Below are 23,583 nucleotides of genomic sequence, written 5' to 3'. Positions count from 1 at the left end.
GAGAGCCGTGGCTTCGAAGTCGGTCACTCTGTCGTGGACCGCTCGGAGAAGGCCAGATGCGCGCAGGCCTGCGCCAGCAAGGCAAGCGACTCCTCGGACAGGTCTGCCGCGATGCTCATGAATCGCTGCTCCCTCGATCCCGACACATCGACATGGTCACGATCGCCCACCTCCGACAACCATTCGAGGACGACCTGCCGAGCTCCGCTACCCGTAGTGGTATCCACGTCGGCGAGAGCGTCACCTGCCATGTCCCACTGAGAGTCCGAGCACGACATGACTGCCGAAAGCTGCCGTCCGGACAGCACTGTCCCGTGCTCGGCCGCCGACTCGAACAGGACGTTCAGCCGATCGGGCAAAGCCGCGTTGCCGAACTCTCGGGCTGCGTTTTCGGACAACGTGGTCGAAGTGTCGATGCGGGTCGTCTGAAATGACATGGGGATCACCTTCCATGATGAAACCGCCACCGGTTTCACAATCAACGGTCATAGGTCGGATCACCCTCACGCGAAGAATGTCCGTCGATCAAAGCCGCCTCGGTCGCGCAATCGCTCGGTCAAGAGATCGCTCGGTCAAGAGATCAAGGAGGCCTGCTGTGGTCTCGTGTGCGATCTTCCAGCGCCGGGCACGGTGTACATCCAGCCTGCTCGCCGTGGTCGACCGTTACAGATTAACCACACCTGTAACTAACTGGCAAGTGTTTTGTTACTTTCGCCCTAAAACTTCCCTAGTACCCTAAAGCCGTACATTAACAGACTATCGGTTTGTTTCTCGAGAGTGAAGGATCGGTGGCAACGAGGTGCTCGGTGGACCCTCGACGCCGACGGCGGATGCGGCCGGGCGACCACAGAACGATCAACCGGAGACTCACCCGTGCCTGTCGAACCACGGTCAGTTGTGCGCCCCCGAGACACAGAATTGATTGCCGTCCGGATCGACGAGCGTCACCCAGCGGAAGTCGCCCATATTCTCGCTACGATGCTCCCGGGCACCGGCGGCAATCAACCGGGATACCTCGGCGTCGAGATCCTCGGTAGTCAGATCCACGTGAATACGATTCTTCCCCGGTGTCGGATCGGGAACCTTCTGAAATGCCCAGTTGACTCCACCGGCGACTTCCACGATGTAGAACCAACCGTCGTTTTCCTCGATGATGGTGCCGCCCAATTGCGCTGCCCACCAGATTGCGAGGGGACCGGGATCGAGGCTGTCGACGGTGATCATTCCCACTATGAGACTCATGCACACACGCTAATGGAAGGAACCGACAGTCGCCGGGGGCGCCGGGCGTTGACCTCGACCGCACTCGAGACCGTAGCGTCGGGCGCATGACAAAACCGCCTGCGGAACCTCCGATCCGACAACCGATCGGGTTCTGGGCGACCCGCGCAGGTGAGGCCGTCCTCGCGCGCACCCGCGGCGCCCTCGCGACCATCGGGACGACTCAACCACAATGGTGGATCCTGCATCAGCTTTCACTTCACCCGGCAGGTGTCGAACGTAGCGAACTGATCGACGTCATCGGCCCCAACGACACCCCGGCCTCGATCGAGGATGCGCTCGAGTCGGCTTCAACCGCAGGGTGGCTACGGGTCGAGGGCAGCGTTGTCCACCCCACCGAACTCGGCACACGACAGTTCGACACGGCGTCCGAGCTGCAACGAGAACTACAGAACGAACGAATGCAGGGCATCACCGAGGAAGACTTCGCCGTCTCCATCGCCGTCCTGCAGAAGACGATCGAGAATGTCGGCGGCGACGCCTGGCATTGGTGACCGGGCGTGGTCGTCAGGACCGCGGGCGCTTCGAGTTTCCGGCCAGAGCCTCTTCGATCAATTCGACTGCACGAGTGGTGCCGCCCACGGCGGCGAGTTCGGCGGCGATCACCCGGCTTCGGCTTCGGACGGCGTCCGACGTCACCGCGACCAACGCGTCCCTCAGTTCGAGCGCCGTCACCGTTTCACTGTCCATTCGTACTGCCACACCGGCGTCGACCAACGAGTCGGCGTTAGCGAACTGATCCGCGGCCTGCGGGACGGCGATCATCGGGGTCCCTGTCACGAGCCCCTCGCTGGAACCACCCATTCCGGCATGGGTCAAGAATGCGTCGGCTTTCTGCAGAATTGCGAACTGCGGTACCCACCGGTGTATTTCGATGTTCTCGGGCAGTGTGCCCAACTCTTCGACGTCGACGTGTTTCCCGATCTGGAGCACGACGTACCAGTCGTCGAGGACGCCGAAGGCTTCGATACATCGCCGGTAGAAATTCGTCTGCGCGGTGAATGCCGATCCCAGCGAGATCAGCAGGAGCTTGCGCTGTGGATCGGGATGTATCCAGGTCTGCGACCCGCAGTCGAGCGCGGGCCCGACGAACGAGTAGATGTCGCGATCGACGCGATCGACATTGGGCTGCATCGATTCGGCGATCAGCACGATCGCCCGTGGTGGCCGTGACATGAATTCTCGCGGATCGTCCTCGATCCCTTCCTCCCGCAGGAAGCGATGCTCGCGGTCGAGCAACCCGGAACCACGGGGATCTGCACGAATGCCGTCGTACACGGCCGCGGTGTCAGCTTCGTATCCGTCCCAGGCCACGTACGTCGGAGAGAGTTGGACGATGGGAACATCCCACTGTCGGGCCAGTATTCGGGCAGGCATCCCGGCGATGTCGTACAGGAACAGATCGGGTCTGTCGCCGTCGTACGCCTGGCGAAGCTGTGGCAGCATCGATTCGTAATCGTCTTGAAACAGCGTCAACTGGTCGATCAGGTCACCGTCCCACGTCTTCGACGGTTTCGCACCGTCCGCGCCGGGGACCAGGCTCGGCAACGTGGACACATATGGAACCAACGCGGCACCGGTGGCCTCGACGATCGAACGCATCGACTCGTCGTTCGCGTACGTAACGCGATGACCTGCGGCCACCAGGTGCCCGATGACTGCCGAACTCGGATTGACATGCCCCGGCGCAGGGATGCTCACCATCGCGATGTGTTTACCGCCCACCGAACACTCCTCACAGTTCGCAGTCGAACGCACCACTCGGGTGCGGCACGGACATTAGAGACTGCCGCGGACCACGTCATCTGAATTACGGGGTGGCAGAGGTCCTGGGTGGGAGAAGTACGGTGCATTCTCGAGTAGGACTACCGATCCGAACGCTTCACGCGACGAGCACACTTCTCGTCATGAGCGCACCGACCGCACCATCGAAAACCACCGCCGCTTTCTTTTTCCAGGCCGGCCTCGCCTTTGCCGTCAGCTTCGTCGGAACCCTCGCCGGAATCATCTGGCTACCTATCGACACCTGGCAGCGTGGCTTTCTCGGGATGTCCTTGCTTTTTCTCGTGACCAGCACATTCACGCTGGCAAAGGTGATTCGTGATCAGCAAGAATCGTCGACCGTGCGCGTGCGCATGGATGAGGCCCGCCTCGACAAATTGATAGCCGAGCATGATCCGTTCAAATCGGCGGCATAGAAGAATGCTCGTGCATGCGAAGGGGCGATCTACTCTTGCACGCAACTCGGCAGCCGACCCGGTGCAACGATCGCCACCATCGTCATCGAAAACGCCTACCTGCACCGATAACCGGGCTACGAAACGACCTGTGCCGGCAGGGTATACACCTGCCGGCACAGTCGAACGAGAAAACTAAGCAGTGACTATTGCGTCCAGCGCAGAATAGAACAGGCCGAGCCCGTCATCGCTCGGTCCGGTGAGCGCCTCGGTGGCATGCTCCGGGTGGGGCATGAGACCGACAACGCGGCCGTTGGCCGAGGAGATACCGGCGATGCGACGCTGTGAACCGTTCGGATTTTCCTCGGAGTACCGGAACACCACCCGGCCTTCGCCTTCGAGTTCGTCGAGAACCTTCTCCGGCGCCTGGTAGCGACCTTCGCCCGACTTGAGCGGAATCAGGATCTGGGCGCCCGCCTCGTACCGCGAGGACCATGCCGACGACGTCGATTCGACGGTCAGCCACTCGTCACGGCAGATGAAGTGCAGACCCTGGTTGCGCGTCAACGCACCCGGAAGCAGGCCTGCTTCGCACAGAATCTGGAACCCGTTGCAGATACCCAGGACGGGCATGCCGCCCTTGGCTGCTTCGACAACCGTGCCCATCGCCGGGGCGAACCGGGCGATGGCACCGCAGCGGAGGTAATCGCCGTAGGAGAAGCCGCCGGGAACGATCACCGCGTCGACACCCTTGAGATCGGCGTCGCCGTGCCAGAGTTCGACCGCTTCACCGCCGGCCAGATTCACGGCGCGAACTGCATCGATGTCGTCGAGCGTGCCCGGAAACGTGATGACTCCGATACGTGCGCTCATGCCTCGACTCGCCTGACGGTCCAATCCTCGATCACCGTGTTGGCCAGCAGGCCTTCGGCGATCTTCTCGAGTTCGGCGTCTTCGACGCTGCCGTCGATCTCCAACTCGAACCGCTTGCCCTGACGGACATCGGATACTCCGGCAAAGCCCAGACGAGACAGTGCCCCGACAATGGCCTGTCCCTGGGGGTCGAGAATCTCGGCCTTGGGCATGACTTCGACGACGACACGGGCCACGTGCTGCTCCTCGGTACTAGTGCTTGAACCCGGAGTGAAGACACTCGGGTACGCCCAGTTTACCGGGCACGCCCGGGAACCTTCGCATCGAGTGAAGCGGCCGTGGTTCAGGACACCCTGCTATGGAACACGCACCTGCGCGAGGGGATCGGCCGGCGCATACTCGAGATCATGCGACTGACACACTTCGGCCACTCCTGCGTCCTCGTCGAATTGAACGGATCGACGATCCTGTTCGATCCGGGGACTTTCTCGCACGGCTTCGAGGGCATCACCGGTCTCGACGCCGTTCTGGTGACCCATCAGCATCCTGATCATGCCGATCCCGTCCGGCTCGACGCGTTGATCGAGGCCAACCCGAATGCCGCGCTCTACAGCGATCCGCAGACCGCCGCCCTACGCGGTGGCCGCTGGAATGCCGTCCGCGCGGGTGAACGATTCTCGATCGGGAACGTGGCGGTCACCGGTACGGGCGGGGAGCACGCGATCATTCACCCGGAGATTGCATCGATCGACAACACCGCGTTCCTGCTCGGCGACGACGCCAATCCGGCGCGGTTCATGCATCCCGGCGATTCGCTCTTCGTGCCAGACCAGGATGTGGACGTTCTGGCCCTCCCGGCCGCAGCACCGTGGTTGAAGATATCCGAGGCCATCGACTACCTTCGCGCCGTGGCACCGCGGGTGGCGGTACCGATCCACCAGGGGATCATCAGCAACGAGGCGACCGGCATCTTCTACGGCCGTTACAGCGACATGGCAGCTGACGGAACCGAATTCCGGGTTCTCGACGAAGAATCGAGCGTGGAGGTCTCGTAAGGCGTCGCTACGCCGCTCCCAGTTCGGGTGACTGCGATTTCCATTGGTACACCTGCGAATTCGCGCCGTGGAAGAGTGCGAGGTCGACCGCGTCGAGCATCGCTTGGCGCGGCCCCTCGTTACCCAATTGTTTGGCTGTGACGGACAGGCGCACCAGGCCCCCGCGCTTCGCGGCCCGGCCGGCACCGAGTACCAGTGCGCGGCACCACCACGGCTCGGCTTTGAAGCCTTCACCGATACCGAATACTCGTCCGCGCTGCATGGTTCCTCGAGTCAGGTCGTGGACCGCGGCAAGACCCGCGAGGGTACGGAAACCGGTTTCGGGAAGTACCGACGTCGCGCCGGGGGACGCCACCCAGCGCGGCGGGGCGAACACCCGAGTCCGTAGACCTGCCTGTTCCAGCACACGATCGGCGGCAATCAACCGGAGTTTCGCTTCGTGTTTGGAGAGCGTCGAGAACTCGGCCCGCCGTCGCTTCGTCGCAGCCTGGTCGTAGCCGTGCAGAACTATCGCGTCACCGAGTTCGCGACGCTCGCGTAGCCACGCCGTCGTCACGGCGTCGTCGGCCAATCGGTACTTGTCCTTGAGTCTCGGCGCCACCAACAATGAAAGACGGATGCCGCGCACATCCATGTCGTCGGCGAATCCAGCGGCGAGATAACATGTCTCGTCTCTGATACCGGACACCGACACGATCAGTTCAGCAGACATACTCCGAGGATGACAGCTCTGGGTGAACGGCACGCTGCCGCCGGATGATCATCCGGCGGCAGCTGGGCGAGATTCAGTTCTTCGGCAGTGCGGCCTCGATAGCTGCGACAACCTCGGGGGCGTCGGGCTCGGTACGTGGACGGAAGCGGTTCACCACGGTGCCGTCCGGCCCGACGAGGAACTTCTCGAAGTTCCACTGGATGTCGCCGGCTTCACCGTCGGCGTCGGCGGCCTTGGTCAGTTCCGCATACAGCGGGTGGCGATTCTCCCCGTTGACCTCGATCTTCTCGAGCAGCGGGAAGGTCACTCCGTACGTGGTCGAGCAAAAGGTCTCGATCTCTTCTGCGGTGCCCGGCTCCTGGCCCATGAACTGGTTGCACGGGATACCGATGACGCTCAGACCGCGCGCGGCATAGTCGGTGGCCAGCTTCTCGAGGGCCGAATACTGCGGGGTCAGGCCACACTTGGATGCAACGTTGACGACGAGCACTGCCCGGCCGTCGTATTCACCCAGCGAGGTGGGTACGCCGCCGAGGGTGTTGATCGCGATGTTCTGTACTGGAGTTGTCATGTCCTCCAACATAGCGACTGACACCTACCAGCGAAGATCTGCATTACGCAGACTTGTCTCTCGCCGGCGCCGAAACGCCGCTCTGCCACCGTGCACAGTGCTCCGGCAGTCAGGATGCCGGAGCCGACACCGCGAGAACTGCGAGTACCGCGGCCCGAACCCGCTCGGCAACGGCCTGCCGCGGAGAGGCTTCGAATTTACCGTCGAGGTGCAAGAACGCCAAGCCGTGGACGAGCGCCCACACCGCAGTCGACATCGAATCCGCATCGGCATCCGGAAATGCCTTCTCAACTACATGTTTCACATATTCGGTGATGACGCCGGTGGCAGCAGTCCGTTCATCACTGGCGCGATCGCACGGCTCGACGAACATCACCCGGAAGAGCCCGGGTCGCTCGAGCGCGAATCCGACGTAGGCGACTGCCACCGAGGCGAGGTCCTCGGCGGTCGACGGGGACGGGTTCGCAGCGACCAGATACTGGGCGAGTTCGCGATAGCCCACCGCCGCAATGGCCGACACCAGGGCTTGGCGATCCGCGTAGTGACGATAGGGCGCTGCGGTGGAAACACCGGCACGCCGGGCGACAGCACGAAGGGAGAGTTCGGGTGCTCCACTGTCCTCGAGCAAGTCCATTGCTGCACGCAGCAGTGCGGCGCGCAGATCGCCGTGGTGATAAGCGGTGCTCGACGTGGACATGCCTTCAACCTAACAAGTGTTGACACCGCTTACACGCGACCCTAATGTGAGCGGCGTAAACATTATGTGAACGCCGCATACATTTTGATCGCGAGGAGGACCTCCATGAGGAACGACGTGCTTTCACCCCTGGTTCTGCAATCAGGCCGAGCACTACCCAACCGGATCGCCAAGGCCGCGATGGAAGAAGGCATGGCAGGTCAGGGCCAGTTGCCCGATGATCGCCTGATCTCGCTGTACCGGAGGTGGGGCGCCGGCGGCTCGGGTCTCCTGATCACCGGAAACGTCATGGTGCACGCCGAGGCACTCACCGGCCCTGGCGGAATCGTGCTCGACGCCGATGCACCGCTCGAACCGTTCACCGCGTGGGCCCGGGCCGGGAAAGCTGGTGGTGCATCCATGTGGATGCAGATCAGCCATCCGGGCCGTCAGACGAACGCGAACATGCCGGGCGTCGTGTGGGGGCCCTCGGACATTGCCGTCGACCTGGGCAAACACAGCAAGCGTTTCGGTAAACCGGTCGCGATGACGCCTGAGCAGATCGCGGCCACCGTCGAACGATTCGCCGTCACTGCCGTTCGCGCCGAGCAAGCCGGATTCGACGGCGTCGAAATCCATGCCGCGCACGGATACCTGCTCTCCCAGTTCTTGTCACCACTGGTCAACACCCGCAGGGACAGATGGGGAGGATCGTTGGAGAATCGTGCAAGGATGCTGCTCGATGTCGTCCGCACCGTACGCGCGAGGGCGTCCCCCGGATTCGCGGTCGCCGTCAAACTGAACTCGGCGGACTTCCAACGAGGTGGATTCGACTCCGACGACGCGAGGCGTGTCATCGCCATGCTCGAACACTTGGGTGTCGACCTCGTCGAAATTTCCGGAGGCAGTTACGAGAGCCCGGCAATGTCGGGCCGTCCAGCGGACTCTCGCACGGCGGCCCGCGAAGCGTACTTCTTGGAATTGGCCGCCGAGCTGGCTCGGACCAGCCCGCTCCCCCTCATGCTGACCGGCGGAATCTCGCGCCGGGACACAGCCGAGGCCGTGCTGTCCAACAGTGTCGCCGTCGTGGGTATGGGCACCGCGCTCGCGGTGACGCCGGACCTACCGAATCGCTGGCGCAACGGAGCCGAAGCCACCGATACCATCGCGCCGGTTGCCTGGAAGGACAAGACACTCGCATCCGCTGCCGGCATGGCCCTGGTTCGTTACCAGATGCGAAGAATGGCAAAAGGACTCGATCCTCGACCGACAGTGACCCCCGTGGTGGCGTTGGTGGCCGATCAGCTCGTCCAACGCAAGGCGCTTCGCCGGTACCGCTCCTGGCTCGACTCGTAGGGGTGCCCGGGCAGCACTGTCGGCCGGGAAACGGTTCACTTGCCGGCCCGTAACGGTGGGCCGCTGATCGCACTGCCACCGGTAGTCGATCCTCCGGCATCCCTCCGAGCTCGGGCGGTACACCTTTCTCGTCCGACAAGCTTCGGGAGAATTGACAGTCGCAGGACGGCATCGCGCCGTGCCCACACCGATCGGGCCTCTCGATCCGGCGTCGCGTGTCCGGCCTCGTCACTCACCACCGCCATGCCCCTGACTGCTCGCACGTCGATGATGCCCCTGACTGCTCGCACGTCGATGATGCCTCTGACTGACACCGTCGCCGAACACATACTCGAAAAAACACATTGGGCAGTGAAATTATTTGCACAGCAATTACTTTCACTACATGTCACTCATCCGAAAACTCGCCCTCCGCTCGCGCGGTGATTTTCCGGCACTCCCGGAGTCTGCCCCTGTACGACCACAGTTCACCCACCGTAGGGAGTTGGTTCGAGTGCGCAAGCTCGTATTGAAGATGTCGATGTCGCTCGATGGATTTGTCGCCGGGCCAGGCGGCGAAGCCGATCGGTTGTTTCGCTCGCGAGGAGAGGACTCCGCCGACTGGGTACTCGACACCATCGAGCGCGCCGGACTTCACGCATTGGGGAGGCGCTCGTACGAAAACATGGCGGGCTACTGGCCGACGGCGACGGATCGCATGGCAGCGCCGATGAACACCATCCCGAAAGCAGTCTTCACGCGCCAGAAGCGGTACGAGATCCAGCCGCGGGGCGAAGCAGCTGCGCCGGGGTCTGCAGCTGCCAGTTGGGCATCACCCCTGGTTGCCGCCGAGAATCTGGCAACGGACATGCAGCGCCTGAAGCAGCAATCGGGTAGGTACATTCTCGCTCAGGGTGGGGCAGGTTTCGCCCGTAGCCTGATACAACTCGACCTCGTGGACGAGTATCGCCTCTTGATTCATCCCGTGGTGCTCGGTGCCGGCCTCCCGATCTTCACCGACCGGCAGCAACCGATGGACCTGGAACTCGTCGGTACATCGGCCTTTCAGTCGGGCGTCGTGGCGCACGTCTATGTTCCCCGTTCGCCTTCTCGGTAGTCCCGACTACCAGAAAACCGCACAGGGCCGGAGGCCATCCGAACCTGCGCCTTGTCCCCGTGCGGGCCGAACAGATGCAAGATCTCGACTATCTGATCGTCTGCGGGGCCGAACCAGTGCGGCTGGTCGGCGTAGAACTCGGCTATCTCGCCGGGACGTAGAACCATGTCCGAATCACCGAGAATCAGACGAACGTTTCCGGCGAGGACGTACAGCCATGCATGGCCCGGGTGGCTTCTGAGTTCCACGGGCCGCGGTCCGATGACGTGTTTGAAGACCTGAACTCGCCCTGGATAGTCGGTCAACGGGACGACAGCAGTTCCGCCTCGACTTCGGCTCGGTGTCAGATGGACCCGCGGATCGCCGGTCGCGGGGGCTCCGATCAACTGCTCGAGCGCGACTCGATGTGCACGGGCCAGGGGGACCAGCAGGTCGAGGGTGGGTTGACGCTTACCGGATTCGAGCCTGGACAGCACGCTGACGGACAGTCCGGTGACACCTGCGAGCGCTGCGAGCGTCAGACCACGATCAAGGCGGAGGGCACGCAGTCTCGGCCCGATGTTGTCGATCATCTGTTCGAGCTCGGCATCCACGCCCCCATCTTTGCAGATTCCGCAAAAACTCTCGCCCGCGCTCCGGGGAGGCTGCCACGATCGGTCGACATGAAGCAACAGATCCGAACACGTCGACACAGCACCGATACTCACCGTTGGGGTGTGGTGGCTATCTGCGCCACCAGCATTTTCGTGGTCGGACTCGACACCAGCATCGTCAATGTCGCACTGCCTTCCATCGGCAGAGATTTGGACGTCGGCACCCGTGGACTCGAATGGGTGGTCAACGCATACACTCTGGTTTTGGCGAGCCTGTTGATCTCGTCCGGTGCGATGGCGGACCGCTTCGGGCGGCGCCGAATCTTCCAGCTGGGTCTGATCGTCTTCGTAGCGGCGTCGGTCGCGTGTGCGCTCGCGCCGTCCCTCGGCGCCCTGATCGCAGCTCGCGTGGTGCAGGGCGTCGGCGGGTCGATGCTCACCCCGGTGGCGCTGGCCATCGTGGTGAACGTGATGACCGATCCGAAGGAACGCGCCAAGGCGATCGGCGTGTGGGCAGCAGTGTTCGGAGTCAGTATGGCGGCCGGGCCACTCACCGGTGGTCTGCTCATCGACGGCTTCGGCTGGCGATCGGTGTTCTGGATCAACGTGCCCGTGATCGCGGTGATCCTGATCCTGACGGCGACAGTGGTTCCGGAGTCGAAGTCCCCGACACCACGAAGGCTCGACGTTCCCGGTCAGGTTCTGCTGACGGTGATCGTCGGCGGCGCCGTCGCGATACTCGTCGAAGGACCACACGTCGGATGGGTGTCACCTGTTGTCGTGATCGCGGGTGTTCTCGTTGTCGCGGCACTGGCAGTGTTCGTGCGGATCGAGTCGCGGCGGACGGACCCACTGATAGATCCTCGGTTGTTCAAGAGCGCACCGTTTTCCGCAGCAGTGTGCGGTGCGATCGTCGTGTTCGTGGCCCTCAACACAACCCTGCTCCTCGGGACCCTCTACCTCCAACAGGCGCGCGGCATGTCGCCCGCACTGGCCGGTGCGGTCACCCTTCCGATGGCCGTCGCGGCAACGGTATGTGCCCCACTGGCAGGGATACTGGTCGGCCGCGTCGGGCCACGCCTGCCACTGCTGATCGCGGGCAGTTTCACGGCGCTCGGTGGTCTGCGGCTGATCCTGCTCGACAACACCACCGGCGTCGCGACGTTGCTCGTCGCCTACCTGTTCATCGGTATCGGGTTCGGTTTCGCAAACGCGCCGATCACCAACACCGCGGTCGGCGGACTGCCGGCGTCGCGGGCCGGTCTCGCCGGCGGAATCGCCTCCAGCGCCCGCCAATTCGGTGCCGTCCTCGGGGTCGCGCTGGCCGGCGGCATTATCGCGAACAGCGCTCCGGAAGATCTGGCGTACGGTTCACGCCCCGGATGGATGCTGGTCGTCGGGTGCGGTGTGGCTGTCCTGCTCGTCGCATGCCTGTCACCGAAAACCACACCGTGAGACAGCGAAGACCGTCGCACGATGGGTGTGCGACGGTCTTCTCTGCCAGTCGGTACCGCTAGTGGTGACTGACAAACGACTGCGTGGTGCCTGCCGGTGCGGTCTCGAGTTTGTGGTCTTCGGTGTCGTCGTCGAGCATGGTGGCTTCGTTGAACGGAATCTTGCCGCTGAGAACCTCGTTGGCACGATCCTTGTCGATGGTGCCGGTCCACGATCCGATGAGGAGGGTGGCGATCGCGTTGCCCGAGAAGTTGGTGAGGGCACGCGCTTCGGACATGAAGCGGTCGATGCCGACGATGAGGCCGACGCCGTCGAGCAGTTCCGGGCGGTGGCTCTGCAGACCACCGGCCAGGGTGGCGAGTCCGGCGCCGCTGACGCCTGCTGCGCCCTTCGACGCGATCATCATGAACAGCAACAGCGAGAGCTGCTCACCCCAGTGCAGGGGCTGACCCATCGCGTCGGCGATGAAGATCGAGGCCATCGTGAGGTAGATGGCGGTGCCGTCGAGGTTGAAGGAATAGCCGGTGGGGACGACGATGCCGACGGTGGTGCGGTCGACGCCTGCATGCTCCATCTTGGCAATCAAACGGGGCAGCGCCGATTCGGAGGACGAGGTGGCGAAGATCAGGAGGTATTCGCGGCCCAGGTACTTGGCCAGTTTGAAGACGTTGAGCCCGGTAACGGCGCGGAGCAGGCTGCCGAGGACACCGAAGATGAAGATGACGCAGGTCAGGTAGAAGCCGATCATCAGTGTCGCGAGCTGGCCGACGGCGGCGAGGCCGGTCTGTCCGACGACGTTGGCGATGGCACCGAAGGCGCCGATCGGAGCGAGCCACAAGATCATGGTCAAGATCTTGAAGACGAGCTTCTGGATGTGCCCGATGCCCTTGAGGATCGGCTGGCCGGACTTGCCGAGGCCCTGGATCGCGAAGCCGACGAGCAGCGCCACGAAGAGAGTTTGCAGCACGCTGCCCGCGGTGAGCGAGGTCAGCAACGACGTCGGGATGATCGACGCGACGAAGTCCCAGGTTCCACCGGCGCTGTGTGCCTGGTCGGCGAGACCGGCCACGGTCGAGGAGCCGTGGGTGATGTTCAGGCCGGTACCCGGCGAGAGCAGGTTTCCGACGCCCATGCCGATCGCCAGCGCGATGGTGGACATTCCGACGAAGTAGCCGAGGGCGAGCCCGCCGACCTTGCCGACGCTGGCGGCGGCGCGCACCGAGCCGATACCGAGGACGATGGTGCAGAAGATGACCGGGCTGATCATCATCTTGATGAGGCTCACGAACAGGGTGCCGAGGATTCCGACGGACTTGCCGAAGCCCGGAGCCAGCCAACCGACGAGGACACCACCGATGACCGCGGCAATGACACTCATGTAGAGCCAGTGCGTCCGGTCCCGCTTTGCCTTGGTGCCCTCGGGCGGTGGGGAGGCTACTGTCCCTGTTGCCGTGCTGCTCATGGTGAATCCTTCGGATCGAATATCTGTGAAGTGATCGGGGTCACTTTCGAGTCGTGGAGAATTCTGGTTGTAAATAGACGGGGCCGGAAGTTTGTGTTCATTACGTTCAGGGAGCGCCACATGATCGAGCGAGCCGGCGGCAGAGGTGTCAGCGTCGCGCGGCAAGTGCTGCTCCTTCAGATAACCGTCTTGGCGCTGCTCGTCGGTGTCGGCGCCACCCTGGCAGTCGTTCACGAGCGGGACAACAGCGATGACCAGATCCGACGCCAGGTGAGGTCGATAGCGGAGACGTTGGCCCTGTCGGACGCCACGGCGAGCGCACTGTCGAGCCCGGACCCCACGGCGATTCTGCAACCGCAGACCGAGCGGATCCGAGTCGCCACAGGCGTCGATTTCATTGTCGTGATGGCGCCGGATCGCACCCGCTACACGCACACCAACCCCGAATTGATCGGGCAACCGTTCACCGGAAACATCGACCGGGCACTCGACGGTGAAACGACTACGGAAACCTATGCGGGTTCGCTCGGCCCGTCGATTCGGTCGGTGACGCCGGTCCACGGTTCCGACGGGGCTGTGGTGGGGCTCGTCTCCGCCGGCGTGACGCGGGAGCGGATCAGCAGGCAGTTCGCTCAGAGTGTCCCGACCATTCTTGCCGTGGCAGGTGGCGGGCTCGTACTCGCTCTGCTCAGTTCGCTGCTCGTCAACCGGCGCCTTCGCCGGCAGACGTTGGGCTTGGCTGCGGAGGAACTGCGCACCATGTACGAGCACCACGACGCCGTATTACACAGCATCGGAGAGGGTTTGGTGGTGATCGGGCACGCAGGCGGCAAGGACGAACGGGTAGATGTCGTCAACGACGAAGCCCGCCGCCTCCTCGACCTCGGTGACGGACCTGTACCGCTGTCCGCGGTGCCGACGCAGTGGCGAACCGATGCCGTTTCGTCGACGAAGGATCAAGTTCATCTCACCGACAAGCGGGTATTGCTGGTCAATCGGCACCCGGTCACCTGGTCGGGTGGGCACATCGGAACGGTGGTGACCATCCGCGATCACACGGAGTTGCAGAACGTCCTCGGCGAGCTGGATTCGGTCCGGAGTTTCGCCGAATCCCTTCGCTCGCAGGCACACGAGAGTGCGAACCGCCTGCACAGCATCATCACGATGGTGGAACTGGGTCGCTACGACGAGGCGGTGACGTTTGCCACCGATGAATTGCAGGTCTCACAGGAGCTGATCGACCGTCTGATGAACGCGGTGCACGAGCCGGCATTGGCGGCTTTGCTGCTCGGTAAACTCAGCGAAGCCACCGAGCGTGGTGTCGAACTGAGCGTCACCGATGACACTGCGCTGGGACCGGTGCCCTCGCTCGACGCCCGCGAGTTGGTGACGTTGGTCGGAAATCTGGTGGACAATGCCATAGACGCGGCGCGCGCGAGTGACGCTCCGTGGGTGGAAGTGACGGTAATGGAAGAGGATTCGATGCTGGTGGTGGCGGTCGCGGACAGCGGCCCTGGAATGACGCCCGAGGCGCTCGACACCGCGAAACGTCGCGGCTATTCCACCAAATCCGGATCCAGGGGCTTGGGACTCGCGTTGGTCTCGCAAGTCGTCTCCCGCCACGGCGGCACCCTGACCACCGAACCTGCACTGGGTTCGATGCTGTTGGTACGCATACCGATCCACAACAGTTCTGCCCACAGCAGTTCTGCCCGTCCCGACGACGAGCAGCGATGATCCGCGTCCTGATCGTCGACGACGAACCGCTGATCGCTCAGGCGCACCAGTCGTATGTGCAGCGGGTACCCGGTTTTGTCGTGCACTCGGTCGTGCACTCGGCGAATGCGGCGGTGCGCGCCGTGTCGGCGGCCAACACCACCGATCAGCCGATCGAGCTGGTCTTGCTCGACATCGGACTGCCCGACGCCAGCGGTCTGGACGTCGCGTCGGCGCTGAGCGGTCTGCGGCCCGCTCCGGATGTCATCGCGGTGACCTCGGCCCGCGACCTCGAGGTGGTTCGCAGCGCGGTGGCTCGCGGCATCGTGCTCTACCTCCTCAAGCCCTTCACCTTTGCCGCGTTCCGGGACAAGCTCGAGCGCTACCTCGAGTACCGTGCCGCACTTCCGGCCGGCGAATCCGCGGCCAGTCAACACGACATCGACCGGGCGATGGCCGCCCTGCGTACCTCCGACGATCGAGCGGCGGCGCCGAAGGGCTTCGCGGCCCAGACGCTCGGCCTGGTGTCGGCGTCGGTGCGCAGCGCCGAGCAACCGGTGACCGCCGCCGAAGTCGCGTCGTCAGTGGGGGTGTCGCGAGTGACGGCATGGCGCTATCTGGAGAAGCTCGCCGACGACGGGGTACTCACCCGCGAGACCGAGTACGGACGCGCCGGAAGGCCGCAAGTACGTTACGCCAGAGCGTGATTCAGCTCTTTCGACCCTGGATGTATCGGGCCGGGGTCTGACCGAATACCTGCCTGAAGGCCTTGATGAAGCCACTGCTGGTGTCGTAGCCGAGCGCGGCGGCGACAGCCGTGACGGATTCTCCGCTACTGAGCAGTTCCACAGCGGCGTACATTCTGGCCCGAGTACGCCAGCGAGAGTAGCTCATGCCGGTCTCGGCGACGAATGCACGCATCAGCGTCTTACTACTGACGCCGGTCTCGACGGCCCAGGCCTCGAGGTCCCGTGGATCGGCAGGGTTCGCCAGGATCCGGGTCGCCACGTGCCGGGCACGCTCGTCAGCCGGAACGGCCAGTACGTCTTGGCGCTCGGGCGCTGCGGCAAGCATGTCGTAGAGAAGGATTCGACAGCGTTCACGGCTGAGGTCCGGAACCCGGTCGTCGGCCAGAGCGACGAGTAACTCCACGGCGAGCGGATCTGCCTCGAGAACCAGCGGTTGCAGCCACCGCGAACCGGCGGGCCGGAGGTCGCTGCGTGCGTACGCGCTGATCAGATCAGCGGGCGGCAGCAGCGACATCTCGTGCCGGACATTGCCCGGTATCCATACGATTCGATCGCCCTGAACATGCCAGTGGCGCGCTCCGATCACCAACTCCATCCGGCCCTGACGCATCCAGGCGAGTTGATGTTCCGGGTGACGGTGCGCCGGGAAGCTCTTCGACACGATGGAAGTGGTGGAGATCACAGAAAACTGATCTGGTGTCCGATCAGAAGCACCATTGCCCTCTGCCTCGACATTTACTGGACCATCGTTGTCTTGTTCGGACATTTCTTGTCCTCTCCCGCGCACCAATGACCGAATCAGCGTAATTCATGTTTGGAAAATACAAGGTTAGCCTCAGCTCCTACAGATCCTTGGAGAGGAGCTACCTTGCGGAGCTGGAAACGAACCTCGATGCGAATGGCAGTCATCGCTTTCGCTGCCACCCTGGCAGTGGCGATTGCCGGTTGCAGCAGCGAGACCACCGAGGAGAGCACGAACGACGCCGGATCCACCTCCGACGGCCAGTTCCCGGTGACGATCGAACACGCTCACGGTTCGACAACCATCGAGAAGCGACCCGAGCGTGTGGTGACCGTCGGATTCACCGACCACGAAACCGTTCTCGCCCTCGGCGTCACGCCGGTCGGCGTCGTCTCCTGGTTCGGTGAAGACGTCGACGCGACCTGGCCGTGGGTGGCGGACAAGTGGAACGGCGCCACACCGACCTATGTCAGCAGTTCCAGCGGCGAGCTTCTGTACGAGAAGATCCTCACCCTCGAGCCTGATCTGATCCTCGCGCTCTACGCGAATCTCGACGACGGCGAGTACTCGAAGCTCAGCGCCATCGCACCGACCATCGCACAGAGCGGGGTCGGGGCGCCGTACACGACACCGTGGACGGACATGACCACCACGGCAGGCAAGGCGCTCGGTAAGACGCCCGAAGCCCAGACGCTGATCTCCGACATCAACGCGCAGTTCGCCCAAGCCCGCGACAAGCACCCCGAATTCGCGACGCAACGCGCCGCCGTCGCCGTGGCGCGGCCCGAGGTGATAAATGCCTATTCGTCCAAGGATTCTCGTGGGATCTTCTTGTCGTCACTGGGATTCAAGCCGTCATCGGAACTCGACGCGTTTGTCGGTGAACGATTCGCCGAGACCGTTCCTCCGGAACGTCTCGACCTCCTCGACACGGTCGATCGCCTCTTCATGCTTGCCGACGCCGAGCCCAGCTCGCGCCTGGCTGCCAACCCGCTGTATCAGAATCTGCCTGTCGTTCGCGACAAGCGCGTGACGGAGCTGGCAGACAAGGACGCGCCGTCGATCGGCGCTGCCATGTCCTACGGAACAGTGCTGAGCATCCCGTACGCGATCGACAAGATCGTCGAACTCTCCTGAGACCGAAAAAAAATGTGGTGCCCCTGCCTGACCGGCAGGGGCACCACATTTTCGTGGGGTGGGAAACTTCCTACTCGTCGCCGGCCCGCAGCGTGTCCAGAACCCACGCGAACTCGAAGGCGACTTCTTTCCACTTCTCGTAGCGGCCGCTGACGCCGCCGTGCCCGGCACTCATCTCGGTCTTGAGGAGCAGCGGCGCGTCACCGGTCTTGGTGGCCCGCAACTTCGCCACCCACTTGGCCGGCTCGACGTACAGAACACGGGTGTCGTTGATGCTGGTGATCGCCAGGATCGACGGATAGTCCTTGGCTTCGACGTTTTCGTACGGACTGTACGAGCGCATGTAGTCGTACACGTCCTTCTCGTGTAGCGGATCCCCCCACTCGTCCCACTCGATGACCGTCAACGGCAACGACGGATCGAGGATGGACGTCAATGGATCGACGAACGGCACGTTGGCGAGGATGCCCGTGAACAGTTCGGGGGCGAGGTTGGCCACCGCGCCCATCAGCAATCCACCGGCGCTACCACCGTCGGCTACCAACCGATCGGCAGCGGTGACCCCGCTGTCGATCAGATGCCGTGCACTGGAGACGAAATCGGTGAAGGTGTTCTTCTTGGTGAGCGTTTTGCCGTTCTCGTACCAGGCGCGGCCCATCTCGCCACCACCGCGTACGTGCGCGACCACGAACACGACGCCCCGGTCCAGTAGCGAAAGCCTGGCCACCGAGAACGACGGGTCGATACTCGACTCGTAGGATCCGTAGCCGTACAACAGCAACGGCGCCGGGCCGTCGGAAGCATCCACCTTGCGCACTATCGACAGCGGAATGCGGGTGCCGTCTTCTGCCACCGCCCAGTCGCGGCGCTGCTCGTAGCGGGCCGGATCGAAGTCCCCGAGAACGGGCTGCGATTTGCGCAACACCAGATCTCCACTGCCGACATAGTAGTCGTAGACCTGGCCGGGTGTGATGAAGGAGGTGAACCCGAGACGGATGGTCGGTTGCGCCCATTCCGGATTGGACCCGACACCGAGGCTGAACAGTTCCTCGTCGAAAGCGATCTCGTGACGCTCACCGTAACCGTCGGCAGTCAACGGCCACACGGCAACTCGTGTCAGCGCTTCGCGGCGGTAGCTCAACACCAGATGACCGGCGAAGGCTTCCGCGTCTTCGAGGCGTACCTCGTCGCTGTGCGCGATGAGAGTGGTCTGGTTCGTCGGATCCGACACCGGAGCTTCGACGAGCACGAAGTTCTCCGCTTTCACTCCGTCGACCACTCCGTTGTGGAGGATCAGGAAACGATCCTCTCCCCCGATCACCGCATGCTCGGCGGTGTACTCGACACCGTCGCGGCGCTCGATGATCAGCCGGAACTCCCCCTCGGGGTTGTCCGATTCCAGGATCCAGCCCTCGGTGGTGACCTTCGATCCGAGCCAGATCACGAGGTACTTCTCGCTGCGCGTCGAACCGACCGACACCCAGTAGCGCTCGTCCGGCTCATGGAATACCGAAACATCTTGGCTCTGCGGCGTTCCCAGCTTGTGGCGCCACACCGTATCCGGGCGCCAGGAGTCGTCGACGGTCATGTAGAAGACATGGCTGTGATCGATTGCCCAGGTGGCTCCCGGCGCGGTGTCGGGAATCTCGTCGGCGAGGATTTCTCCGGTCTCGAGGTTCTTGAACCGCAGGGTGTACCGCTCGTCGCCGACGACGTCCACCGAGTACGCCAGCAGCGTGCCGTCCTCGCTGACGGAGAACGCTCCGAGCGAGAAGAACTCGTGCCCCTGAGCCTCGACGTTACCGTCCAACAGAACCTGTTCCCCGGCGAACTCGACACCCGGTGTCAACTCCGGCGGAGTCCAGTCGTTCTCGTCGCCGATCGGGCAACGGCACTGGACGGTATACGACTGCCCTTCCACCGAACGGCCGTAATACCACCACGCACCCATGCGCGTCGGGACCGACATGTCGGTTTCCTGGGTTCGCGACTTGATCTCCTGGAAGATCTTCTCGCGCAACGGCTCCAGGTGCGCGGTCTGCGTCTCGGTGTACTCGTTCTCGGCTTCGAGGTAGGCCACCACCTCGGCGTTGTCCTTGTCTCGTAACCATTCGTACTCGTCGACGAAGGTGTGTCCGTGGTGCACACGCTCGAGCGGTACCGTCTTGGCGATCGGCGGATTCACGCTCATGCGTTCGGCCCCACCCAGTCGTCGAACGACAGTCCGGAGATCCGCTCGTACGCGTCGATGTAGCGGGCTCGTGTCGCGTCGACGATGTCCTGCGGCAATGCGGGCGGCGGAGTCTCACTCGCTCGATCCCACCCCGATTCCGGGCTGGTGAGCCAGTCGCGAACGAACTGCTTGTCGAAGCTGGGCTGCACCTTGCCTGCTTCGTATCCGTCGAGCGGCCAGTAGCGCGAGGAGTCCGGGGTGAGAACCTCGTCGGCGAGCACCAGATTGCCGGCGGAATCCAGACCGAATTCGAGCTTGGTGTCGGCGAGGATGATGCCACGATCGGCCGCGAAGTTGGAGGCGCGCGCATACACGTCGAGCGTGTCTTCACGCAGTTGCAGGGCCAGCTTCTGACCGACCTTCTCGACTACTTGATCGAAGCTGATGTTCTCGTCGTGATCGCCGATGGCAGCCTTGGACGCGGGCGTGAAGATGGGGTCGGGTAGACGTGAGGACTCGACCAGCCCGTCCGGCAGGGCGACGCCACACACGGCGCCGCTCTGCTTGTAGTCCGCCAGACCGGAGCCGGTGAGGAAGCCGCGCACGACGCATTCGACGGGAACCATCTCCAGCGAACGCACCACCAGCGCCCGGCCGAGGACCTCCTCGGGGATACGGTCGTCGTCCGGTTCACCGGCCAGGTGGTTGGTGCCACCGAGGACGTTGAAGAAGAACACGCTCATCGCGGTGAGGACGCGGCCCTTGTCCGGTATGGGAGTGCTCAGGACGTGGTCGTAAGCCGAGATCCGGTCACTCGCGACCAGCAGCAGGTGCTCGTCGTCGATCGTGTAGAGGTCGCGGACCTTGCCACCGGCCAGATGAGTGTAGGAATCAAGTGTAGGACGCACCTTCTCACCCTATCGGGCGCCGCGCACGTGCACCGCACACCGGTCGCCCGGGCAGGGGGGCACCTGGCCGATGGTCGGGCTCGGAGTCAGCCGAATCGGGTCACCAGTCGGTTCACCATGTTGGTCGCGCTGTAGTAGTCCAACCGGAACGTGTCGAGGCCGGCCGGGTAGACACTTTTGCCGGTCACGGCGCGGTGGCGAGCGAGCAGCGGCTGCCCTTCGACCTTCGCGACGGTGCTGTCGTCGGCGTTGACCAGAATGACGGTGTTGCCGGCAATCGCGTCGTACAGGTTTTCCGCGGACACCTGGACGATGTCGTTACGTGCACCCATCGACGTGTTGCCCTTCACCGACTCCGGGATCTCGGCCATGGTGAATCCCAGCTCGGTGAGCAGCTTCGACTGCGCCGAGTCCGCGGTCCACACGTTGGCCCCGCCGCCGTCGGATTCGACGTAGACGAGAGCCGTGGTGGGCTGCGGCGGCAAGGTGAGAGTCGCCTTGGCCGACGTCACCGCGTTCTCGAAACGATCGACGGCCGCTGTCGCGTTCTCCTCGAGACCGGTCGCCCGGCCGAGTTCGGTGGTCACCTCCTGCCAGCTGTTTCCGCCGTAGTCCACGACGATCGTCGGTGCGATCTTCGAGAACTGTTCGTACAGATCGGCAAAAGAGTCCCCACCGGTCGCGGCGACGACGATCAGGTCGGGATCGAGCGCGATCACGGCTTCGGCGTTGACTACTCCCGATGCCAGCGGCGTCACTGCGCGCTCTCGGGCCACGTCACCCCACTGGGTGAAAAATCCCTGTTCGTCTGCAACTTCGGTGTTGGCGCCGGTAGCGCCTGATGCGATCACCGGAGCGTCGATCGCCAGCAGCGAGCCCGTCAACGTGACACTGGTAGAGACGACGCGTTGCGGCTTCGCCGGTATTTCCACTGCCCCCTTGACGGTTTCGACGCTTCGCGGCCAGCTACCCGACGCCGCAGTCGGCGATTCCTCGGAACCGGCAGCACCGGAACTGCACCCGATCAGGGCCAGGCCTGCTACCAACATCACGGACAACACCCGAAAGGTGCGCGGCTTCTTCACTCCGACGCCCACTGGCGGTCACTCCTCGAATTCGACACAATTATTAGGTTAGGCTCAGCTTATGTTACCCCGTAAAGTCGTCGCCCCGTCACCACCCGGGCCCGAGGTGTCCACGATCTACCAGCACGCTCGCACACACGGCAGCCCTGTCATCGAAGATGTTGACGCACAAACGGTTCGAGTTACCTTCCTCTGGCGTCAGCCTGACTTCGCTGCCGTCGAGCGGGTATACCTCGACGTGAATTCCGTCACCGATCACCACGCGGAAAAGCTGACCACCCTGACTCGTTCGAGCGACGGAACGTGGACTCAAACCCTCGAGGTTCCGCGTACCTGGCGGGGTAGTTACAGTTTCATACCCGTCACAGCGGAAACGGTTCGGGAACTCGACTCCCCCGGCGCCGGTCAGGACGATGCCGGCAGGCGCCGGCGATGGCTGGGACTGCTCGAACATCGGATCTCCGATCCGCTCAATCCCCATTCGGCAGGTATCGACAGTCGGCGATCGGCTGCCCACATGCCCGGTGCCCCTGCTCAATTCGGTTGGGATGCCCACTCTTCCCGAATGCCAACCGAAGTAGCGTGGAAAAGCAGATCCCTGGGCGTCAACCGATCAGTGTGGGTGTACGAGACCCTCCACGACGGCGTGACTCGACCGGAAGACCGTCCATTGGTCATTCTCCTCGACGGCAGACACTGGGCGCAGGTCATGCCCGCAGGCGCCGCCTTCGACCGCGCCGTGGAGACAGGGAAACTGCGATCCTGCGTTCTGCTCGCGATCGATTCCGTTGACCGAGAAGTGCGTTCGCGAGAACTGCCGTGCAACCGGGACTTCTGGCAAGCCATCGTCGACGAGCTGATTCCACAGATTCGCACGATCCGGCCGTTCACCGAGGACCGGACACGCACTCTGGTATCAGGCCAGAGTTACGGCGGGCTGGCCTCGATGTTCGCGGCACTGGAATTCCCCGAGCATTTCGGATTGGTCGCCTCCGGATCCGGTTCGTTCTGGTGGCCGACGCCCTTCCATCAGGGGGCCGACTGCCCTTCGGGTGGCGACATCGCCGCCCGCATAGTCGCCGACGGTGCCCCCGACGGTCTACGGGTCGTCCTCGAAGCCGGACTCCACGAGGGCGACATGGTTCGGCACAGCGCCGCCGTCGCCGACGCGCTCGAGGCTGCCGGGGTATCGGTCACGTCCCGTGTCTTCGACGGCGGCCACGACTGGTTATGCTGGCGCAGTGCACTTCTCGACTCCGTGATCGATCTTGTCGGCGCGCCGTAGTCGACCTCAGATCTCGCGGAGTGTCTCTCGAATCACCGTCGCAGTGCTGTCGAGCACTGCCCGTCTGGGCGTTCTCGGCTGCGCCCGCAACCCGAATCCGTCGCCGCGATTACGCGGGATGACGTGCAGATGGACGTGGAAGACTTCCTGCCCGGCCGCCGCCCCGTCGGACAGGTGCAGATTCACACCGTCGACAGGCAGTGGGCCGGTACGCAGAGCTGTGGCAATCTTCTGCGCGACGGCGAAGACGTGAGCACCGTCGGCCGGGTCCAACTGAGCCAGGCCTGCGCCGTGACGCTTGGGTACCACCAACAGGTGACCGGGCGTGAACGGCCGAATATCCATGAAAGCAACAACATTCGCATCGTCGTAGACAATGCTGGCGTCGGCCTCCCCGGCGATGACGGCGCAGAAGATACAGTTCATGACTTGTGCTGTGCGCCTTTGTCAACCGCGGGCGGGTTGACAAAGGCGCACAGCA

At 63.4% G+C, this 23,583-nt stretch carries 25 protein-coding genes; 10 read left to right on the top strand and 15 right to left on the bottom strand.

Annotated features, from left to right (window positions below; all coding sequences use genetic code 11):
* Positions 1–23: 23 nt before the first annotated feature.
* Together ABH922_RS01965 and ABH922_RS01960 are read right to left on the bottom strand one after the other, a co-directional pair.
* Positions 24–437: a hypothetical protein gene (locus ABH922_RS01965; RefSeq protein WP_424805333.1), complete on the bottom strand. Its 414-nt coding sequence runs from the start codon at positions 435–437 to the stop codon at positions 24–26.
* A gap of 454 nt (positions 438–891) precedes the next feature.
* Positions 892–1,242: a VOC family protein gene (locus tag ABH922_RS01960; RefSeq protein ID WP_424805332.1), complete on the bottom strand. Its 351-nt coding sequence runs from the start codon at positions 1,240–1,242 to the stop codon at positions 892–894.
* Positions 1,243–1,328: 86 nt separating this feature from the next.
* On the opposite strand from ABH922_RS01960, the gene ABH922_RS01955 reads away from it, so the two are divergent.
* Positions 1,329–1,775 (top strand): MarR family winged helix-turn-helix transcriptional regulator, encoded by a 447-nt coding sequence (locus ABH922_RS01955; RefSeq protein WP_424805331.1) that lies wholly within the window; start codon positions 1,329–1,331, stop codon positions 1,773–1,775.
* A gap of 13 nt (positions 1,776–1,788) precedes the next feature.
* Here the strand turns inward: ABH922_RS01955 and ABH922_RS01950 are convergent, their stop codons facing one another.
* Positions 1,789–3,006 carry a macrolide family glycosyltransferase gene (locus ABH922_RS01950; RefSeq protein WP_424805330.1) on the bottom strand — a complete coding sequence of 406 codons (1,218 nt, stop codon included), beginning with the start codon at positions 3,004–3,006 and terminating at the stop codon, positions 1,789–1,791.
* Between the two features lie 182 nt (positions 3,007–3,188).
* Between ABH922_RS01950 and ABH922_RS01945 the strand changes: the two genes are divergently transcribed.
* Positions 3,189–3,479, top strand: coding sequence for a YiaA/YiaB family inner membrane protein (locus tag ABH922_RS01945; RefSeq protein ID WP_424805329.1), 291 nt, complete (start codon positions 3,189–3,191; stop codon positions 3,477–3,479).
* Positions 3,480–3,653: 174 nt separating this feature from the next.
* Here the strand turns inward: ABH922_RS01945 and purQ are convergent, their stop codons facing one another.
* Together purQ and purS are read right to left on the bottom strand one after the other, a co-directional pair.
* Positions 3,654–4,331 (bottom strand): phosphoribosylformylglycinamidine synthase subunit PurQ, encoded by a 678-nt coding sequence (gene purQ, locus ABH922_RS01940; RefSeq protein ID WP_424805328.1) that lies wholly within the window; start codon positions 4,329–4,331, stop codon positions 3,654–3,656.
* Positions 4,328–4,567 carry a phosphoribosylformylglycinamidine synthase subunit PurS gene (gene purS, locus ABH922_RS01935; RefSeq protein ID WP_003945817.1) on the bottom strand — a complete coding sequence of 80 codons (240 nt, stop codon included), beginning with the start codon at positions 4,565–4,567 and terminating at the stop codon, positions 4,328–4,330. Before purS ends, purQ begins: the two co-directional genes overlap by 4 nt.
* A gap of 171 nt (positions 4,568–4,738) precedes the next feature.
* On the opposite strand from purS, the gene ABH922_RS01930 reads away from it, so the two are divergent.
* Positions 4,739–5,386 carry an MBL fold metallo-hydrolase gene (locus ABH922_RS01930; RefSeq protein ID WP_424805327.1) on the top strand — a complete coding sequence of 216 codons (648 nt, stop codon included), beginning with the start codon at positions 4,739–4,741 and terminating at the stop codon, positions 5,384–5,386.
* Positions 5,387–5,393: 7 nt separating this feature from the next.
* On the opposite strand, the gene ABH922_RS01925 is transcribed toward ABH922_RS01930, so the two are convergent.
* The 3 genes from ABH922_RS01925 to ABH922_RS01915 all read right to left on the bottom strand — a co-directional run bounded on the left by ABH922_RS01925 (position 5,394) and on the right by ABH922_RS01915 (position 7,366).
* The gene (locus ABH922_RS01925; RefSeq protein ID WP_424805326.1) at positions 5,394–6,098 is read right to left on the bottom strand and encodes a DUF2334 domain-containing protein; all 705 of its coding nucleotides are present in this window, start codon (positions 6,096–6,098) and stop codon (positions 5,394–5,396) included.
* A gap of 73 nt (positions 6,099–6,171) precedes the next feature.
* Positions 6,172–6,669: a glutathione peroxidase gene (locus tag ABH922_RS01920; RefSeq protein WP_424805325.1), complete on the bottom strand. Its 498-nt coding sequence runs from the start codon at positions 6,667–6,669 to the stop codon at positions 6,172–6,174.
* 109 nt (positions 6,670–6,778) lie between these two features.
* Positions 6,779–7,366 carry a TetR/AcrR family transcriptional regulator gene (locus tag ABH922_RS01915; RefSeq protein WP_424805324.1) on the bottom strand — a complete coding sequence of 196 codons (588 nt, stop codon included), beginning with the start codon at positions 7,364–7,366 and terminating at the stop codon, positions 6,779–6,781.
* Positions 7,367–7,471: 105 nt separating this feature from the next.
* Between ABH922_RS01915 and ABH922_RS01910 the strand changes: the two genes are divergently transcribed.
* Together ABH922_RS01910 and ABH922_RS01905 are read left to right on the top strand one after the other, a co-directional pair.
* A complete protein-coding gene (locus ABH922_RS01910) occupies positions 7,472–8,701 on the top strand; it encodes an NADH:flavin oxidoreductase/NADH oxidase family protein (protein WP_424805323.1) in 1,230 nt (409 codons plus the stop codon).
* A 385-nt stretch (positions 8,702–9,086) separates the two neighbouring features.
* On the top strand, positions 9,087–9,797 hold the full coding sequence (locus tag ABH922_RS01905; RefSeq protein ID WP_424805322.1) for a dihydrofolate reductase family protein: 711 nt from the start codon (positions 9,087–9,089) through the stop codon (positions 9,795–9,797).
* Here the strand turns inward: ABH922_RS01905 and ABH922_RS01900 are convergent.
* On the bottom strand, positions 9,770–10,390 hold the full coding sequence (locus tag ABH922_RS01900; RefSeq protein WP_424805321.1) for a helix-turn-helix domain-containing protein: 621 nt from the start codon (positions 10,388–10,390) through the stop codon (positions 9,770–9,772). The two genes, ABH922_RS01905 and ABH922_RS01900, sit on opposite strands and share 28 nt — an antisense overlap.
* A gap of 69 nt (positions 10,391–10,459) precedes the next feature.
* Here ABH922_RS01900 and ABH922_RS01895 point away from each other — a divergent pair, with 69 nt between their 5' ends.
* Complete coding sequence (locus tag ABH922_RS01895; RefSeq protein WP_424805320.1) at positions 10,460–11,845, top strand: MFS transporter; 1,386 nt, start codon at positions 10,460–10,462, stop codon at positions 11,843–11,845.
* A gap of 58 nt (positions 11,846–11,903) precedes the next feature.
* On the opposite strand, the gene ABH922_RS01890 is transcribed toward ABH922_RS01895, so the two are convergent.
* Entirely contained in the window at positions 11,904–13,307 is a 1,404-nt protein-coding gene (locus tag ABH922_RS01890; RefSeq protein WP_424805319.1) for a cation:dicarboxylate symporter family transporter, read from the bottom strand.
* Between the two features lie 120 nt (positions 13,308–13,427).
* Between ABH922_RS01890 and ABH922_RS01885 the strand changes: the two genes are divergently transcribed.
* Positions 13,428–15,044 (top strand): sensor histidine kinase, encoded by a 1,617-nt coding sequence (locus ABH922_RS01885; protein ID WP_424805318.1) that lies wholly within the window; start codon positions 13,428–13,430, stop codon positions 15,042–15,044.
* Positions 15,041–15,730, top strand: coding sequence for a response regulator (locus tag ABH922_RS01880; protein ID WP_424805317.1), 690 nt, complete (start codon positions 15,041–15,043; stop codon positions 15,728–15,730). The genes ABH922_RS01885 and ABH922_RS01880 overlap by 4 nt, the downstream gene beginning before the upstream one ends.
* A gap of 1 nt (position 15,731) precedes the next feature.
* Here ABH922_RS01880 and ABH922_RS01875 read toward each other — a convergent pair whose 3' ends face one another.
* A complete protein-coding gene (locus tag ABH922_RS01875) occupies positions 15,732–16,454 on the bottom strand; it encodes a helix-turn-helix domain-containing protein (RefSeq protein ID WP_424805316.1) in 723 nt (240 codons plus the stop codon).
* A 216-nt stretch (positions 16,455–16,670) separates the two neighbouring features.
* Here ABH922_RS01875 and ABH922_RS01870 point away from each other — a divergent pair, with 216 nt between their 5' ends.
* Entirely contained in the window at positions 16,671–17,651 is a 981-nt protein-coding gene (locus ABH922_RS01870) for an ABC transporter substrate-binding protein (RefSeq protein WP_424805315.1), read from the top strand.
* A gap of 70 nt (positions 17,652–17,721) precedes the next feature.
* Here ABH922_RS01870 and ABH922_RS01865 read toward each other — a convergent pair whose 3' ends face one another.
* From ABH922_RS01865 to fepB, 3 genes are all read right to left on the bottom strand, one after another.
* Positions 17,722–19,842, bottom strand: coding sequence for a S9 family peptidase (locus ABH922_RS01865; protein WP_424805314.1), 2,121 nt, complete (start codon positions 19,840–19,842; stop codon positions 17,722–17,724).
* Positions 19,839–20,732: a phosphoribosylaminoimidazolesuccinocarboxamide synthase gene (locus tag ABH922_RS01860; RefSeq protein WP_424805313.1), complete on the bottom strand. Its 894-nt coding sequence runs from the start codon at positions 20,730–20,732 to the stop codon at positions 19,839–19,841. Before ABH922_RS01860 ends, ABH922_RS01865 begins: the two co-directional genes overlap by 4 nt.
* Positions 20,733–20,818: 86 nt before the next feature.
* Positions 20,819–21,829 (bottom strand): Fe2+-enterobactin ABC transporter substrate-binding protein, encoded by a 1,011-nt coding sequence (gene fepB / locus ABH922_RS01855; RefSeq protein ID WP_424805312.1) that lies wholly within the window; start codon positions 21,827–21,829, stop codon positions 20,819–20,821.
* 49 nt (positions 21,830–21,878) lie between these two features.
* Here fepB and fes point away from each other — a divergent pair, with 49 nt between their 5' ends.
* The gene (gene fes, locus ABH922_RS01850; protein ID WP_424805311.1) at positions 21,879–23,102 is read left to right on the top strand and encodes an enterochelin esterase; all 1,224 of its coding nucleotides are present in this window, start codon (positions 21,879–21,881) and stop codon (positions 23,100–23,102) included.
* Positions 23,103–23,108: 6 nt separating this feature from the next.
* Here fes and ABH922_RS01845 read toward each other — a convergent pair whose 3' ends face one another.
* Entirely contained in the window at positions 23,109–23,528 is a 420-nt protein-coding gene (locus ABH922_RS01845) for an HIT family protein (protein WP_424805310.1), read from the bottom strand.
* Between the last annotated feature and the right edge of the window lie 55 nt (positions 23,529–23,583).

This window comes from Rhodococcus sp. 27YEA15, assembly GCF_049739425.1.
In the GTDB taxonomy this organism is placed as follows: domain Bacteria; phylum Actinomycetota; class Actinomycetes; order Mycobacteriales; family Mycobacteriaceae; genus Rhodococcus_F.
This window is presented reverse-complemented; position numbering and strand designations above follow the sequence as displayed.

Excerpts from the sequence above, each read along its gene's own strand:
- ABH922_RS01965 (WP_424805333.1), bottom strand. The coding sequence starts at position 437 with ATGTCATTTCAGACGACCCGCATCGACACTTCGACCACGTTGTCCGAA.
- ABH922_RS01960 (WP_424805332.1), bottom strand. The coding sequence starts at position 1,242 with ATGAGTCTCATAGTGGGAATGATCACCGTCGACAGCCTCGATCCCGGT.
- ABH922_RS01955 (WP_424805331.1), top strand. The coding sequence starts at position 1,329 with ATGACAAAACCGCCTGCGGAACCTCCGATCCGACAACCGATCGGGTTC.
- ABH922_RS01945 (WP_424805329.1), top strand. The coding sequence starts at position 3,189 with ATGAGCGCACCGACCGCACCATCGAAAACCACCGCCGCTTTCTTTTTC.
- purQ (WP_424805328.1), bottom strand. The coding sequence starts at position 4,331 with ATGAGCGCACGTATCGGAGTCATCACGTTTCCGGGCACGCTCGACGAC.
- ABH922_RS01930 (WP_424805327.1), top strand. The coding sequence starts at position 4,739 with ATGCGACTGACACACTTCGGCCACTCCTGCGTCCTCGTCGAATTGAAC.
- ABH922_RS01925 (WP_424805326.1), bottom strand. The coding sequence starts at position 6,098 with ATGTCTGCTGAACTGATCGTGTCGGTGTCCGGTATCAGAGACGAGACA.
- ABH922_RS01920 (WP_424805325.1), bottom strand. The coding sequence starts at position 6,669 with ATGACAACTCCAGTACAGAACATCGCGATCAACACCCTCGGCGGCGTA.
- ABH922_RS01915 (WP_424805324.1), bottom strand. The coding sequence starts at position 7,366 with ATGTCCACGTCGAGCACCGCTTATCACCACGGCGATCTGCGCGCCGCA.
- ABH922_RS01910 (WP_424805323.1), top strand. The coding sequence starts at position 7,472 with ATGAGGAACGACGTGCTTTCACCCCTGGTTCTGCAATCAGGCCGAGCA.
- ABH922_RS01905 (WP_424805322.1), top strand. The coding sequence starts at position 9,087 with ATGTCACTCATCCGAAAACTCGCCCTCCGCTCGCGCGGTGATTTTCCG.
- ABH922_RS01895 (WP_424805320.1), top strand. The coding sequence starts at position 10,460 with ATGAAGCAACAGATCCGAACACGTCGACACAGCACCGATACTCACCGT.
- ABH922_RS01890 (WP_424805319.1), bottom strand. The coding sequence starts at position 13,307 with ATGAGCAGCACGGCAACAGGGACAGTAGCCTCCCCACCGCCCGAGGGC.
- ABH922_RS01885 (WP_424805318.1), top strand. The coding sequence starts at position 13,428 with ATGATCGAGCGAGCCGGCGGCAGAGGTGTCAGCGTCGCGCGGCAAGTG.
- ABH922_RS01880 (WP_424805317.1), top strand. The coding sequence starts at position 15,041 with ATGATCCGCGTCCTGATCGTCGACGACGAACCGCTGATCGCTCAGGCG.
- ABH922_RS01870 (WP_424805315.1), top strand. The coding sequence starts at position 16,671 with ATGGCAGTCATCGCTTTCGCTGCCACCCTGGCAGTGGCGATTGCCGGT.
- ABH922_RS01865 (WP_424805314.1), bottom strand. The coding sequence starts at position 19,842 with ATGAGCGTGAATCCGCCGATCGCCAAGACGGTACCGCTCGAGCGTGTG.
- fes (WP_424805311.1), top strand. The coding sequence starts at position 21,879 with ATGTTACCCCGTAAAGTCGTCGCCCCGTCACCACCCGGGCCCGAGGTG.
- ABH922_RS01845 (WP_424805310.1), bottom strand. The coding sequence starts at position 23,528 with ATGAACTGTATCTTCTGCGCCGTCATCGCCGGGGAGGCCGACGCCAGC.